15 protein-coding genes are annotated in these 14,904 nt (G+C 45.2%); 1 reads left to right on the forward strand and 14 read right to left on the reverse strand.

Annotation, left to right across the window (positions count from 1 at the left end; translation table 11 throughout):
- Positions 1-57: 57 nt before the first annotated feature.
- From recR to AB4512_RS07790, 7 genes are all read right to left on the reverse strand, one after another.
- On the reverse strand, positions 58-657 hold the full coding sequence (gene recR, locus AB4512_RS07760) for a recombination mediator RecR (RefSeq protein ID WP_019823189.1): 600 nt from the start codon (positions 655-657) through the stop codon (positions 58-60).
- 78 nt (positions 658-735) lie between these two features.
- Positions 736-1,065 (reverse strand): YbaB/EbfC family nucleoid-associated protein, encoded by a 330-nt coding sequence (locus tag AB4512_RS07765; RefSeq protein ID WP_017062338.1) that lies wholly within the window; start codon positions 1,063-1,065, stop codon positions 736-738.
- Positions 1,066-1,217: 152 nt separating this feature from the next.
- Entirely contained in the window at positions 1,218-3,434 is a 2,217-nt protein-coding gene (dnaX, locus tag AB4512_RS07770) for a DNA polymerase III subunit gamma/tau (RefSeq protein WP_372174716.1), read from the reverse strand.
- 18 nt (positions 3,435-3,452) lie between these two features.
- The gene (gene apt, locus AB4512_RS07775) at positions 3,453-3,998 is read right to left on the reverse strand and encodes an adenine phosphoribosyltransferase (protein WP_017062340.1); all 546 of its coding nucleotides are present in this window, start codon (positions 3,996-3,998) and stop codon (positions 3,453-3,455) included.
- A gap of 161 nt (positions 3,999-4,159) precedes the next feature.
- Positions 4,160-4,531 (reverse strand): YbaN family protein, encoded by a 372-nt coding sequence (locus AB4512_RS07780; protein ID WP_029225617.1) that lies wholly within the window; start codon positions 4,529-4,531, stop codon positions 4,160-4,162.
- A gap of 74 nt (positions 4,532-4,605) precedes the next feature.
- Entirely contained in the window at positions 4,606-4,743 is a 138-nt protein-coding gene (locus AB4512_RS07785; protein WP_017067606.1) for a hypothetical protein, read from the reverse strand.
- A 148-nt stretch (positions 4,744-4,891) separates the two neighbouring features.
- Complete coding sequence (locus AB4512_RS07790) at positions 4,892-5,995, reverse strand: response regulator (protein ID WP_102332530.1); 1,104 nt, start codon at positions 5,993-5,995, stop codon at positions 4,892-4,894.
- Positions 5,996-6,223: 228 nt separating this feature from the next.
- Here AB4512_RS07790 and AB4512_RS07795 point away from each other — a divergent pair, with 228 nt between their 5' ends.
- Positions 6,224-7,099 (forward strand): LysR family transcriptional regulator, encoded by an 876-nt coding sequence (locus tag AB4512_RS07795; protein ID WP_017062344.1) that lies wholly within the window; start codon positions 6,224-6,226, stop codon positions 7,097-7,099.
- 100 nt (positions 7,100-7,199) lie between these two features.
- Here the strand turns inward: AB4512_RS07795 and purF are convergent, their stop codons facing one another.
- The 7 genes from purF to AB4512_RS07830 form a co-directional block, all read right to left on the reverse strand.
- On the reverse strand, positions 7,200-8,714 hold the full coding sequence (gene purF / locus AB4512_RS07800) for an amidophosphoribosyltransferase (protein WP_017062345.1): 1,515 nt from the start codon (positions 8,712-8,714) through the stop codon (positions 7,200-7,202).
- 34 nt (positions 8,715-8,748) lie between these two features.
- Entirely contained in the window at positions 8,749-9,240 is a 492-nt protein-coding gene (locus AB4512_RS07805; RefSeq protein WP_009848678.1) for a CvpA family protein, read from the reverse strand.
- A 61-nt stretch (positions 9,241-9,301) separates the two neighbouring features.
- Positions 9,302-9,877, reverse strand: a complete 576-nt coding sequence (locus AB4512_RS07810; RefSeq protein WP_017063432.1) for an SPOR domain-containing protein — start codon at positions 9,875-9,877, stop codon at positions 9,302-9,304.
- On the reverse strand, positions 9,878-11,140 hold the full coding sequence (folC, locus tag AB4512_RS07815; protein ID WP_372132015.1) for a bifunctional tetrahydrofolate synthase/dihydrofolate synthase: 1,263 nt from the start codon (positions 11,138-11,140) through the stop codon (positions 9,878-9,880).
- A gap of 42 nt (positions 11,141-11,182) precedes the next feature.
- Positions 11,183-12,109 (reverse strand): acetyl-CoA carboxylase, carboxyltransferase subunit beta, encoded by a 927-nt coding sequence (gene accD, locus AB4512_RS07820; RefSeq protein ID WP_017062348.1) that lies wholly within the window; start codon positions 12,107-12,109, stop codon positions 11,183-11,185.
- A gap of 176 nt (positions 12,110-12,285) precedes the next feature.
- A complete protein-coding gene (truA, locus tag AB4512_RS07825; RefSeq protein ID WP_004734161.1) occupies positions 12,286-13,080 on the reverse strand; it encodes a tRNA pseudouridine(38-40) synthase TruA in 795 nt (264 codons plus the stop codon).
- Positions 13,081-13,274: 194 nt separating this feature from the next.
- On the reverse strand, positions 13,275-14,904 hold a 1,630-nt coding region (locus tag AB4512_RS07830), incomplete at its 5' end, for a FimV/HubP family polar landmark protein (protein WP_372174717.1).

A 14,904-nucleotide genomic window follows, 5' to 3' on the forward strand; every position in this document is an offset into this window, starting at 1 on the left:
CTAATCCGCGATGAACCAAGAAAAAGCCGCTTAGTGATGCTTCACCAAGCGGCTTTTTTAGATCTTATGACGACCGAGTAAGGAGTGCGAAAGCGTGGTGCCATCCACCAGCTCTAGCTCACCACCAACGGGAACACCATGAGCGATACGGCTTGCGTTCACTTCATGGGCATTACATAGCTCAGCAATGTAATGCGCTGTCGCTTCCCCTTCAACTGTTGGGTTAGTCGCTAGGATTACTTCAGAGATATCACCACGACGCAGGCGGTAGTCCAAGACATCGAGACCGATGTCACTTGGACCAATACCATCAAGTGGTGAAAGGTGGCCCATCAATACAAAGTAACGGCCTGAATATTGGCCAGTCGCTTCTATTGCTGCAATGTCTGCAGGGCTTTCTACTACACAGATTTGACCATTTTCCTGACGTTTAGGATTGGTACAAATGTGGCAAGTATCTTCTTCAGTAAAAGTACGGCACTCATTACAGTGACCAATTTCGGTCATTGCTTGGCTAAGAGCTTCAGCCAATTGTAGGCCGCCTTTTCTATCGCGCTGTAACAAATGAAAGGCCATACGCTGCGCCGACTTGGGGCCAACCCCAGGTAGACAACGTAAGGCCTCCATCAAATGCTCCAGCATATGACTGGTACGCATATTTAACCGTTCTAATGTTCAAGTAATAGCCTGTTCAACACAAACCACCACCTGAATTAACCTTTAAGAATAAGTTACTTAGAAAGGCATCTTCATACCTGGTGGAAGTTGCATTCCGCCAGTTACGCTAGCCATTTTCTCTTTTTGAGTTTCTTCAACGCGACGAGCCGCATCGTTGAAAGCAGCAGCGATAAGATCTTCAAGCATCTCTTTATCGTCTTCCATTAGGCTTTCATCGATATCAACACGGCGAACGCTGTGGCTACCAGTGATCGTTACTTTTACAAGGCCAGCACCTGACTCACCTGTAACTTCCATATTTGCGATTTCTTCTTGAAGCTTTTGCATGCGCTCTTGCATTTGCTGGGCTTGCTTCATCATGTTGCCCATACCGCCTTTACCAAACATGTTAATACTCTCTGGTCTAATTGGTTTATTAAAATTAATTAAGCTATACGAGCTTAAATGGGGGTTAAAACAGTGTGATTCAACCCCTCGATGTTCAGTTCTCAGATTTGCTTATCTGGGATGATATGCCGGTCACTAAACAAGAAAACGTTCTAGATAGGACGAACGCTGTCTCTGTCGAGTTCAGCGGCAAAACGTCTTTCAATGAACTGTACGTTGGCATCGTTTTCTAAAGCGGTAAACGCGTCTTTCAACTTACCTTGGTACAACCTTTCTCGTAATTCTAGCGGCGTTTCTCCACCATCACCGATTTCAACACTCAAATGACACTCTTCTCCAAGCACAGTATTGAGAGACTGCAATAATTCACTCTGTGCACGGTCCGTATTCAAGTGAGCTTGGCTCGCTCTTAACGTTAAAGTGATTGATGTGTCGTTTTTAGCAAACACTGAGTTCAATGCTAACTGTTCAACAAGCTTGGCTGTCTCTAGCTTTTGAATCGTGGCGGACCATTCATCTTGAGCAATCGACTCTTGAAGCAATTTATCGACCATTTCTGGTGTCTTAATATGCTCCAACGCACGCTTTATTTGAGTAGGTGTAAGCTCTTTGCTTACCTCTTTCACTACAGGTTTAGACGGTTTCCAGCGATAAGGTTCATTATCGTTGGTCACATTTTCTGTCGAAGAGGATGATAAAGAAGCTGGCGACACCCGCTCAGAACCACCGTGTTGCTGAGCAACTCGATCAAGAACTGAAGTTTTAGCTGGTGTCGCTTTAGCCTTTTTTGGCGCCGAGCCTTTGTTTTCTGTTGCCGAACTGCCTCTACGTTGAGAACGTAATTGGTGGCGTAAACCACTCATAGGCGAAGTTGCACGCGCTGGCTGCTCTTGCGGAGCAGAAGGTGCAGCGCTTGGCTGTTGAACCGGACTCTGGTTTTGATAATTCGTTTGTTGCTGCTGAGGCTGCTCTGCACCGTAGCTTGGACGCTCATCATAAGCAGGAGGCGCGTCATACCGGCTATGCGGGTAATCCTGCTCAGGATAACCTTGGTTGCCTGAATGTTCAGCGTAACCTTGCGAATCTGAATACTGTGCTGGATTCTGCTGCACGGGTGGCTGCTGCATAGCTTGCTGTTGAGGCGCCTGTTGTTGCATCTGAGGCTGTCTCGGAGCTGCCATTGGCGCAGGTTGACTCACTGACTGAGTAACGTTCTGAGCTTGAGCTGCTGGAACTGGCGCTGGGCTTGCCGACTGAGTCGAGATTGCCGTAGCAACCGCTTGTTCAGCTGGTCTAAATGCCAACATGCGTAAAACCACCATCTCAATACCAACGCGAGCGGTTGGCGACAATGGTAAGTCTTCACGACCTTTCAACACGATCTGGTAGTAGAGTTGAATGTCTTGTGGGCTAAGCGCTTTGCTCAGTAGTTCAAGCTTCTCAGCGTCAGGCTGTGCCTTATCTAGTGTGGATGGCAAAGCTTGGAACATCGCAAGACGATGCAGTTGAGTCGCAAGCTGATTCAGCAAACCATCCCACTCGACACCGTTCTCAGCAAGGCTTTGGATACACGCCATCGCTTGCTGTGGCTGCTTACTGCTAATCGCTTCAAGCAAGTGGATAGCTTGGTCGGTATCCAGTGTTCCGAGCATGTGAGCAACAGTATCTGTTACGACATTGCCATTACCCAATGCGATAGCTTGGTCTGTAAGGCTTAGCGCATCACGCATACTGCCATCAGCAGCATGAGCAATCATTCCAAGCGCACGAGATTCAGACGTCACATCTTCTTGTTCAAGAATATGATCGAGCTGCTCGTGAATATTATCAACGCTGATCGGCTTAAGATGGAACTGCAAACAACGCGACAAGATCGTTACTGGAAGCTTCTGTGGATCCGTTGTTGCGAGCAAGAATTTCACATACTCAGGCGGCTCTTCTAAGGTCTTTAGAAGCGCATTAAAGCTGTGCCTAGAAAGCATGTGGACTTCATCGATTAGGTAAACCTTGAAGCGACCACGTGCAGGCTTGTACTGAACATTGTCCAGAAGCTCGCGGGTATCTTCTACCTTAGTTCGTGATGCCGCATCGATCTCGAGCAGGTCAACAAAGCGACCTTCATCGATTTCTTTACAGGTTGCACATTCACCACAAGGTGTTGAGGTAATGCCTGTTTCACAGTTGAGTCCCTTAGCAAACAAACGACCGATGGTTGTTTTACCAACACCTCGTGTACCGCTGAACAGGTATGCGTGGTGCAACCTATTCTGGCTAAGGGCATTCTCTAATGCTGTTAAAACATGGGCTTGACCAACCACTTCTTTGAATTTGGTTGGTCGCCATTTTCGCGCTAACGCAAGATAGCTCATGAATAATTCCGAAAAGGATTAATGACCGTCGAATTCGCAGATGCTAAACACTTCTAGACCTAAGCCTTGTAAGCGCTTGTCACCACCGATTTCTGGAAGGTTAATAACAAATGCAGCGTGTTCTACCACACCACCAAGCTGACGAATCAACTTTGTTGTTGCTTCAATCGTACCGCCCGTTGCTAGCAAGTCATCAACCATAAGCACTTTATCGCCTTCAACGATAGCATCAGTATGGATTTCTAGAGTGTCGGTGCCGTACTCAAGCTCATAAGATTGTGCCACAGTTTGACGAGGCAGCTTGCCCGGCTTACGAACAGGAATGAAGCCAACACCTAGCTCAAGTGCCAAAGGCGCACCAAATAGGAAACCACGAGCTTCAGTACCAACGATCTTAGTAAAGCCCATGTCCTTGTATGTTTCCGCTAGCAGGTCGATAGTCGCTTTGTAAGCTACTGGATCTTCCATCAAGCTTGTTACGTCACGGAACAAAATACCCGCTTTAGGGTAATCAGGAATGCTTTTGATGCTTGCTTTGATCAGAGAGATTTTTTCTGTGTTCATAATCTTATGCACTTCATTAGGCCGCTTTCCAAACTCTCGTTAACGAATCAAACATCAACGCTCGGAATTAAGGAAAGGTACGATTGGTATTCATTGCAACGAGAGTCATAACTCTGATTGCTGAAATAATAAACGCCCGCTATACAAGCAGGCACACTGGCTTAATGGTAGTGATTTTCTTTGCTGTCAGCAACCAACTCATGGGTTGGAAGTCGCATAAACCATGTGAGAAGAATAACAAGTACACAAATTAGGAAAGCCTTGACCCAAATGATAGGGGCAAAGTAGATGGATAACGCAAAACTCAACAAGATAAAGAATACGCCACGCGTTTTAACTTGTTTGGTGACGGCACCGTGTTGATACCAATTGTTCAGCAAAGGACCCAGCGTTTTGTGCTCATGCATCCATTTATGAACTTTCGGATTGCTTCGCATGAAGCATGCGCTGGCAAGAAGGAGAAAAGGAGTGGTTGGCAGAACGGGCAAAACTATCCCTAGAACTGCGAGAAATATACAAAGGCCACCAGCAATATTGAGGCTTAAAACTCGAACGCTAATTGTGGCCTCCTTGAGTTAGCTATCACCAATCGGCGACGACAGCTTAACTAGAATGTTGCGTAACCATTGAATACACGGATCAACGTAAGTGTTGCTGGTAGCAATGGAATCATTAAAAATGCGGCTAAAAATCCTAAAAAGTAGAATACATTAAACGGGTCTTGAAAGTCTTTGTTATCTGCCATGATTGCTTCTTGTTTTTGTTAGTGAAGGTAAGTATCCGGCGAACCAAACCCGCTTTGCTAAATCGACATTTAACAAAAAAGGCATAGCCACACCATTTGCGCAACTATACCTTAATCAATTATTCACAAAAACCGAGGAAATATAGGGTTAATCAGTAGACCCTTGGTGTATGTCTAAACTAAAACTTGCCGCTCCAAGTAGGCTCAACGACAGTTGGCAGCCTTGTTCGATCGGAAGGTCCCGCGTAATAAAGTTCTTCTTGCAGTTCTCACCCAAGCGCTCACCTGCTGCAATATATTGATTCAATTCACCATTCGACCATTGCCCGTCTAGACCCGCAGGCAAAATGGAGATGGTTCCCTCGGCAAGGTCAGCAACACCAAACAAGGCATTCACTGGGGTGGAGCATTTAGAGCAACGAATCCCCTTCTCTAAGATTTCAGCAATATCTTTGAGATCAACATTAAAATCTTTTCTGTTTCTTATGTAATCGTGGAACAGCGCTCTCACTAACAATGTTGTCGCGGAGCCGCCATTATCAGACGACGATGAATCGACGAGGTAAAAAGCAAACTGCCCGTTCATCATCCACGCATAGTCAAACACAAGTGGCATCATCTCTGTTGATTGCAGTAACCGGTAACTGCAACGCCATGAGCCTTGTCGCGTATCTTTCTCTGGAAGCAGCGCATGCAGTAAGTCTTTTGCTGCGCTTGGGTTATCTTGAAGGTAATTCAGGTGCCAATGCAGTTCTTGGTCTTCAGGGATCTCTCCCCCATCATCCACACAGAACCATTGGCTCGAAAAATCTCGTTGGTCTGAAATGTTATCGAACGAATCTGTCAATGTATTCGCAATCGCACTTCCTAGGTGACGGTGATCCTCTAACGGCTTCGCCAAGAAGTCTTTAATACCAAATCGCAAGGCTTTCGCCACGTCAGACATATCATCAGTGCCAGACACAACGATCATAGGCAGTGACGGGTACTCTAAACTGAGCTCTTCCACAAGCTCTATGCCATCAAGTATTGGCATTGATAAGTCACACACAATTAAATCTGGCGCTGAGTCTCTAAGTTTCTGCAAAGCGTCCAGTCCATTTTCAGCCTCAACCACTTTATAACCGACCTTGTCTAGGTACGCGCTGGTTATACGGCGAAAAATAGGATCATCATCAACCAACATCACGCATTTTTGGTTAATTACTTCCTGAGCCGAGGTCATTACTGGCTGACTGTGAGTTTTGTACATAATCTATAACCTCACAAAACTAAGTCGAATTATTATTGTTATCTGTTCTAAGAACTAATATAAAACTTAGTAATAAAATGCTAAATACACAAATTTGCACTCTTTACTGGTAATTCGTGACGAGGGTTGGAATACTTGTAAATAGTGCAACGAGTTGACGTAACGCAAACATTGATCTCACTGTTACGTATAAATTAGATGAGATTGTAAACAAATGTGTCTGGATTTATGAAATTAGATGATTTAAACCTCTTTCGACTCGTCGTTGAAAATGGGAGCTACACCGCAACATCGCGCAAGACTATGATTCCGGTTGCGACCATCACACGACGCATCCAAGCCTTAGAAGATTCTTTGAACCTTAGGCTTCTCAATAGACACGCGCGTAAACTTTCTTTAACAGAGGCAGGCGAACGTTTCTTCAATGAATGCTCTCCGCTGTTGCAACGTCTCTCTTCTACTGCAGAAGAGTTAACTGACGTGTGCAAAGGCGCTTCCGGTAAGATTCGTATTACGGCACCCTCAAACCTGACCAAGCGCATGATGATGCCAATGTTCAGTGAATTCATGATTCAATACCCTGATATCAATATTGAGCTGATGATGAACAACCAAGCGGATCAGCTGGATCCAACGGAGTGGGACGTAATTTTCCGAGTCGGCCCTCAGCGTGATTCAAGCCTAATCGCTCGAAAAATCAGTGAAGTCAAAGATATTCTTATCGCGAGCCCTGAGTACTTAGCGAAGAACCCAGCTCCAAGCCATGCTGAAGAGCTAGCGAACCATTCGCTACTCAAAGGCTACCCGCTGATTAAGTGGCAGCTGAGTAATTCGAATGAAGAGACGGTGGTGAATAGCGAGAAAGGCCGTTTCAACGCCAATGCGCTTAATGTCGTAAGACAAGCGTGCTCAGAAGGCCTAGGTATCACCCTGATGCCTGACGTGATGATTCGTGAATACATTGAAGATGGCAGCTTAGTGCAAGTCTTAGAAGACTGGAGCGCTAACCCTCGTGATATTTACATGCTTTATAACCACAAAGACCATCTACCAGAGAAAGTGAGATTGTTTATTGATTTTGTGATCGCATACCACATTCATTAAGGTCAATCCCCTTCTCTATAAACAAAAAACCAGAGCCGATGCTCTGGTTTTTTATTTTCTGTATCGCTAGCGAAACTCTGTATGACTAACGAAACGCTAGTTAAGCGCCTTCGTTGTGTAACTCTAAGTTAGCAAGATCTTGTTGAATCTCACGCTGAACCTTTGAGTCGTCATTACGCAAAGAGTCTAGGAAATCTAGGTACACTTGGTCGATATCGCCCGTTACATACTCGCCGTTAAATACAGAAGTATCAAAACGAGAGATGTCTTGATTGCCCATGCCCACTGCAGAAATCAGATCTGGTAGCGTTTGGAAAATCAAGGCGTCTGCGCCAATCTGCTTACAAATCGTTTCGTTATCACGACCATGAGCAATCAACTCTGTCGCGCTCGGCATATCAATGCCGTAAACGTTAGGGAAGCGAACCTCTGGAGCAGCTGAAACCATGAAGACCTTATTTGCGCCAGAATCACGAGCCATCTCAATGATCTGCTCTGATGTTGTGCCGCGAACGATAGAATCGTCAACCAGAAGAACGTTCTTACCTTTAAACTCAGAGCGAATTGCGTTGAGCTTACGGCGAACCGACTTCTTACGTTGTTGCTGACCTGGCATGATGAATGTGCGGCCAACATAGCGGTTTTTCACGAAACCTTGACGGTATGGCTTATTGATCGCTTGAGCGATTCGTAGCGCAATATCGTTTGATGTTTCAGGGATTGGAATAACTACATCAATGTCTAAGTCTGCGTACTCTTCTTTAATACGCATACCAAGCATCTCACCCATCTCAACGCGTGCGCTGTAAACCGAGATTTTGTCGATGAATGAATCTGGGCGTGCAAAGTATACAAACTCAAAGATACATGGGTTTAGTTGTGGGTTGTCTGCGCATTGCTTAGTGAAAAGCTCACCGTCAAACGTTGCGTAGATAGCTTCACCTGGTGCTACGTCGCGCATGAAGTCGAAACCAACAGCATCGAGTGCTACCGATTCAGACGCAACCATGTACTCTGTTTTACCTTGAACTTCACGCTTACCAAGACACAATGGACGAATACCATGTGGGTCACGGAATGCGATCATACCGTGGCCGATGATCATCGCCGTTACGGCGTAAGCACCACGAATTGTACGATGCACATTTGCCACAGCGCGGAAAACGTCATCTGAAGTTACGTTACCTTTAACAGTATCGATCTCATGAGCTAATACGTTCAGTAGAACTTCAGAGTCAGAGGTTGTGTTTACATGACGACGGTCTTTTTCGAACAACTTCTCACGAACTTCGTTTGCGTTCGTCAGGTTACCGTTGTGCGCCAACGTAATGCCAAAAGGAGAGTTTACGTAGAAAGGCTGAGCTTCAGACGCACTTGAACTACCCGCAGTAGGATAACGAACATGGCCAATACCAACTTCACCTTGTAGGCGCTGCATGTGTTTTGCTTCAAAAACATCTTTTACTAAACCGTTCGCCTTACGCAGACGGAAACGATTGCTTTCTATGGTACAAATACCAGCGGCATCTTGGCCACGATGCTGCAATACCGTTAAAGCGTCATAAATAGACTGGTTTACAGGTGTTGAACCCACGATTCCAACAATACCACACATGTCCTAATCCTCGATTTTTCGACATTAACTGGCGCTAGAGCGCGCCAGATAAGAAACTAGATGTTGCTTGTAAATGCTCGAAGAACGGCGCAATGATTCGACTAAATTCTGGAACCAATTGCGAATTCTTCCACCACTCAGAACTTGGGAATGCAGTAAACGCATCCATGAAAAACAACACTGCAGAAACAATCAAAACACCACGTAAGCCACCAAAGACGACACCGAGGATTCTGTCTGTACCTGACAGGCCTGTTTTCTGAACTAGTTGACCGATGACATAGTTAACTAAGGCACCCACAACTAACGTTGCAACAAACAATGCTGCTATCGCAGTTCCGTTTCGAAACATCTCATCTTCGATATTGGTGAAGTACATCGCTAATTTAGCGTAGTACTGGCTAGCAATAAAAAATGCTCCAAACCAAATAACGAGTGACAAGGCTTCTTTAGCGAAACCACGAACTAAACTGATCACGGCAGAGAAGCCGATCACGCCTAAAATGACAAAATCTAACCAATTCATGAATTCTTCATCTTAAGTTGGCGCGCATTTTAACAGAAAAAATGCTGACGCAAACGTTTTCTTATGGATTTAACGGTTTAAATTTGAGCAACTGGCCTTTTGAACCCGTAATTTTTTCTAATTCCTTAATTTGTCGCTCAAGTTTGGATTTAGAGACATCCGGGCCAATAATTACTCGCGTAAAAGTTTTTTCTTGCTTGGTGTGAGCCTGATAACCGCGCTTTTGCAGATCCTTAACAACGTTTTTTGCGTTGTCAGCATTCTTCAAAGCCATCAATTGAATAATCCAAGCACTGTCTTGGTATTCATTTTTTTCAGGTACCGGCTTAACCACAACTGCCACTTTGTCTGCTTCTTTATCATTAGAAGAAGACGCGGTTTGCGTGTTTGAATTATCAGTACGACCACTTTCAACCACTTGCTCAACAGGAGAATCCGGTAGCGCTATCTGATCTTCAACGGGATCGAGTACTTCAAACACTTCAACATTACTATCAAGCTCAGGCTTAATTGGAATGCTTGCAAACTCTTCTTTGTAGTGGAGCTTCTTACCATCTAGTACATCGGGCAATACAATCACACCAATGGCCACTAAAATGATGGTGCCGACTAACCGGCTTTGGAATTTACTTGCCATTTAGTTTCCTTTTTTCTGCCAATGCTCCAACACTTCACCCACTGTATGGAAAGAACCGACAACCAACACAACATCGTCACCTTTAACAGAAGCTAAAGCCGCTTCAAAAGCTGTGACAGGGTTTGAATGCTGCTCTACGCCTTCGGGTAGGCCTTGACACAATTCAGCAGCTGTCGCTGCGCGTGGCCCTTGCAATGAAGCTGGATACCAATGAGTTGTGATTGGCGCTAATACTTCCAATGTCGCGGGGATATCTTTGTCATGAAGCATGGCGACTACAACGTGTAAATTTTTGCCTGCATACTTCTTCGCGACTTGCTGCGCAAAGTACTCAGCAGAATGCGGGTTGTGCGCCACATCAAGCACAATCACGGGTTGTTCGCTAATTTGCTGCATACGACCTGGAAGCTGCGCATTCTTCATGCCGTTAACCACGTTCACGTCGCTAATACTAAGCTCTGATGTGCCCAATGCCATCAACGCTGTTGCAGCGTTAGGTAACGGCAGGCTTGGAATAGGTAGTGATTCTAGTTGGAATGCACCACTGCGCCAGTTCCACGTATCACCGTCAACATCATAAGTGTATTGAATACCGACTTGGTAGAACTCAGCCTTAATGTCATCAGCGTGCGCTGCAACCGTAGCCGGTGGCTTGGGTTGACCACAGATAGCGGGTTTACCGCTACGATAAATGCCCGCTTTCTCAAAACCAATCACATTGATGTCATCACCTAGCCAGTCAACATGGTCGACAGCCAAACTAGTAATCACAGAAACATCATGCTCAACGATATTGGTCGCGTCTAAACGCCCGCCTAAACCCACTTCTAAAAGCACAACATCAACCGCTTCAGTTTGAAATGCACGTAACGCCGCTAAAGTGCCATATTCGAAAAAACTCAGGCTGATTTCGCCACGCTCTTTCTCAATGAAATCGAAAGACTGAACCATCTTTTCATCAGATAGATCTTGGCCGTTGATACGAACACGTTCGTTATAGCGAATTAAGTGAGGAGAGCTGTAGACACCAACTGAGTAACCAGCGTCCAATAGAATCGCTTCCATCAGTGCACATGTTGAGCCTTTGCCATTGGTTCCGGCAACAGTAATAACATGTTGAGCAGGTTTGGTGAGGTTTGCCTTAGAGGCGACGGCCTGAACTCGGTCTAATCCAAGATCAATAGCGCTTGTGTGGATGTTTGATAAATAATCAAGCCACATCTCCAAAGAGGATGTGGCTTGAGGAATAGGTTGTTGACTCATCTAACTCATAACCATAATTAAGTTGGTTTGTTAGAAGGTACTTTACCCTTTTTCTGGCGCTTCTGGTACTTCATAAGTAGCTTCATTCGGTGAATCGTTCACAGAAACTACTAATGGTGAAGGCTGGTTGGTCATTTTAGCAACAAGGCTTGCAACGCGCTGACGCATCTCACGACGGTCAACAATCATGTCGATAGCACCGTGGTCTAGTAGGAACTCACTGCGTTGGAAACCTTCAGGAAGGTCTTCACGTACCGTTTGTTCGATTACACGACGTCCAGCAAAACCGATCAGTGCTTTTGGTTCACCAATATTGATATCGCCAAGCATTGCCAAACTTGCAGAAACACCACCCATTGTTGGATCAGTCATAACTGAAACAAACGGTAGGCCTTTCGCAGATAAACGCTCAAGCGCAGCACTGGTTTTCGCCATTTGCATTAGAGACATCAATGCCTCTTGCATACGAGCACCACCACTTGCAGAGAAACACACTAAACCACAGTTGTTCTCGATAGCAGCATCTACCGCTTTCACGAAACGAGCACCAACAACAGAACCCATTGAGCCGCCCATGAATGAGAATTCAAAAGCACACGCTACGATAGGTAAACCCAATAGTTCGCCTTTCATTGCAACTAATGCGTCTGTTTCACCACTGTTCTTTTGAGCAGCAGAGATACGTTCTTTGTAACGCTTAGAGTCTTTAAACTTCAGCTTGTCTTGTGGCTCAAGATCAGCACCTAGTTCAACACGCTCACCTTTGTCTAGGAATGTATCCAGACGACGACGTGCTTTCATGCGCATGTGATGGTCACATTTTGGACATACTTCTAGGTTACGCTCTAGTTCAGCATGGTACAGAACCTGCTCACAAGAAGTACATTTAGTCCAAACACCCTCAGGGATAGACGCTTTACGAGATGTTACGATGTTGCTTTTTTCTAAAATCTTTTCAAGCCAACTCATGGAAGACCTTTTTGTTTCGATTCTTCCGCTTGATTGCGAAAGAAATAAATTTGGGAATTATGCGTGGGAATTAAAGCACATAAAACAGCGACTGTAGATAAAAAACTGGTTGTACCTATTTTCTGGGACTATCTTACGCACTAAACCGTAATAATTTTTGAACCTAAGTCTCACATTTAGTTCAAATTATCCGGTAAAAATAGAGGACCAATTGGCTCTCGTGGTAGCTCAAAATGTTCAGGATAATCAACATCCACCAGATACAAACCTTCCGCTTTTGCAGTTGCGCCGGCTACTTTTCGATCTTTAGCTTCTAAAAGCCACTGGATCCACTCTGGTTTCTGCTCACCTTTACCTACGGCAATAAGGCTACCCGTAATATTCCTCACCATGTGGTGAACAAACGCATTCGCTTTAATATCGATCACAATGTAGTGTCCATGACGAGTCACGTTCAAGTGAATCATGTTTCTCCATGGGCTACGAGATTGACAGTGTGTTGCCCTGAACGAAGTGAAGTCATTCTCACCAAGTAAGTACTGACCCGCTTCATGCATTTTTTTCTCATCAAGATGACCATGATAATGGCTCACACCTGAATTCAAAATGCCTGGGCGTAGTGCATGGTTAAAGATAATGTAGCGATAACGGCGGGCAGTAGCCGAGAAACGAGCATGGAAATCCTCATTCACTTCTGTCGCCCAACGAACCGCAATATCTTTTGGCATGTTGGCATTCGCGCCCATTGTCCATGCCACCATTTTACGATCGACATTAGTTTCAAAGTGAACGACTTGTCCCGTACCGTGAACACCGGCATCTGTACGACCTGCGCACATAACTTCTACAGGGTGATTCGCGACAACTGAAAGAGCCTTTTCCAATTCTTCTTGGACACTTTTCACGTCTCGTTGGCGCTGCCAACCAAAGTAGTGGGTACCGTTATATTCAATACCTAAAGCAATTTTCATGTTCTTGTTCTCTTTGAAAATGGGCGAGAAGTATATACGGAAATCAGTGCTAGCCCAAATAGGATGGGGCTAAAACTTCAATAAACAATCAGCATCGACCGAGACGATGCTGTTGAAAAACCAAATGAAACGATAGCGCTCTGTATCGCCTTAAAATAAAGGGTAGCCAACGCTACCCTTTCTGATTTGTAAATTTATCGACCGTTTAACGTATCGATAAGATTTTTTGCCTCTCGACGAATATCATCGCTGCCGTCAACGATTGCCTCTTCTAGAAGCTTAATTGCCCCTTGCGAGTCACTCATCTCGATGTAGATTTTGGCCAAATCAAGCTTACCCGCAGCTTCTGCATTGCTGTCGACATCATAATTGCCAATATCACCGATAACATCAGGGAATTCGTTAAGACCCACATCCAGTTTAAGCTCTTCATCGTCTGGATTAATGACTTCTTCACCTTCTTGCTCGACTTGAGCCATTAGCTCATCAATCGTCATGTACTGCTTATCACGACTGTTGCCTGATTCGGTTAAATTGTCTTGTTCAGCCCAATTCTCTTCTTTGATTTTCGGTTCAGCTTGCTGTTCAGCCGATGCCCAAATCTCTTGTTGGTCATCAGGCACATCATTATGCATGCTCGATTGTTGTTCTGGCGCTAGGTTAAAGCCTTTCCAGTCTTCGCCGCCGACTTCAAGCATGGCGTCAATATCTAACCCTGCGCTATCAATCGAAGTTGCGTCCAATGGCTTATCGAACATGTTGTCGACAGAGTCTTGAACATCTTCAGAAAGCAACTCAGCTAATGCTGTCTCATCAAAGTCATCAAAGCCTTCTAGTGGCTCGTCTTGAACCGCTGCAGGCGTTGAGTTTGGCTCTGAAGCCGCGCTCAGTGATTGTTCTGGCTGTGCAAAACCAGCCGGTTCAGAGTCTTCAGCATTCGAGAAATCATCAGCCTGACTATAGCTCTGCGGATTTGAGAACAGATCATGCAACGCATCTTGCTCTTCGCCTTGTGGGCTGAAAGAAGTCAGTGGTGTTGGCTTCTCAGCAAACGCATCAGAGATGGCTTCATCTTCACCATATTCCGGTAAATCAAACTCATCGAACTCTACGCCTTGGGCTTCCGCCACCGGCTCGGCATTGCTTTGCTCAATATCATCTAAAACAGAGTCTGCTTTTGCGCTTTCTTCATCGTACTCCGGAAGATCAAGGTCATCGAACTCGAACTTCTCTGTGTCAGGCGCTAAGTCTTGCTCTAACTGTGCTTCATCTGGTTCACTCACCACTTCCGCTAACGCATCGCCTTCACCAAACTCTGGTAGTTCGAAGTCATCAAGCGAGAATTCTTCTTCGCTTTCTGGTTTCGCAGTTTCAACTTGTGGTGCAGCATCTAACTGAGGCTCAGCGGTAGGTTGCGATTCAACACTTGATTGAGAGTCTATAGCAGGCGTTGCTGGCTCTGGTGTTGATTCAGCATCAGCTTCCGCTAGTGCGTCTTCTTCACTAAACTCTGGTAAGTCGAAATCATCAAACGAAAACTCTTCGTCGCCTTGCCCCTGAGCTATAACTTGGGCTTCAGTTTGAGGTTCAACACTTGGTTGAGCATCAATAGCTGGCGTTACTGGTTCTGCTGTTGATTCAGCATCAGCTTCCGCTAGTGTGTCTTCTTCACCAAACTCTGGTAGCTCAAAGTCATCAAACGAGAATTCTTCTGCGCTTTCTTGTTCTGCTATTTCTGCTTGTGGTGCAGCTGCTTCAGCTTCCGCTAGTGCATCCTCTTCACCAAACTCTGGTAGTTCAAAGTCATCAAACGAGAATTCTTCT

This window comes from Vibrio sp. 10N.222.52.B7 (assembly GCF_041474275.1).
GTDB classification, from domain to species: domain Bacteria; phylum Pseudomonadota; class Gammaproteobacteria; order Enterobacterales; family Vibrionaceae; genus Vibrio; species Vibrio crassostreae_C.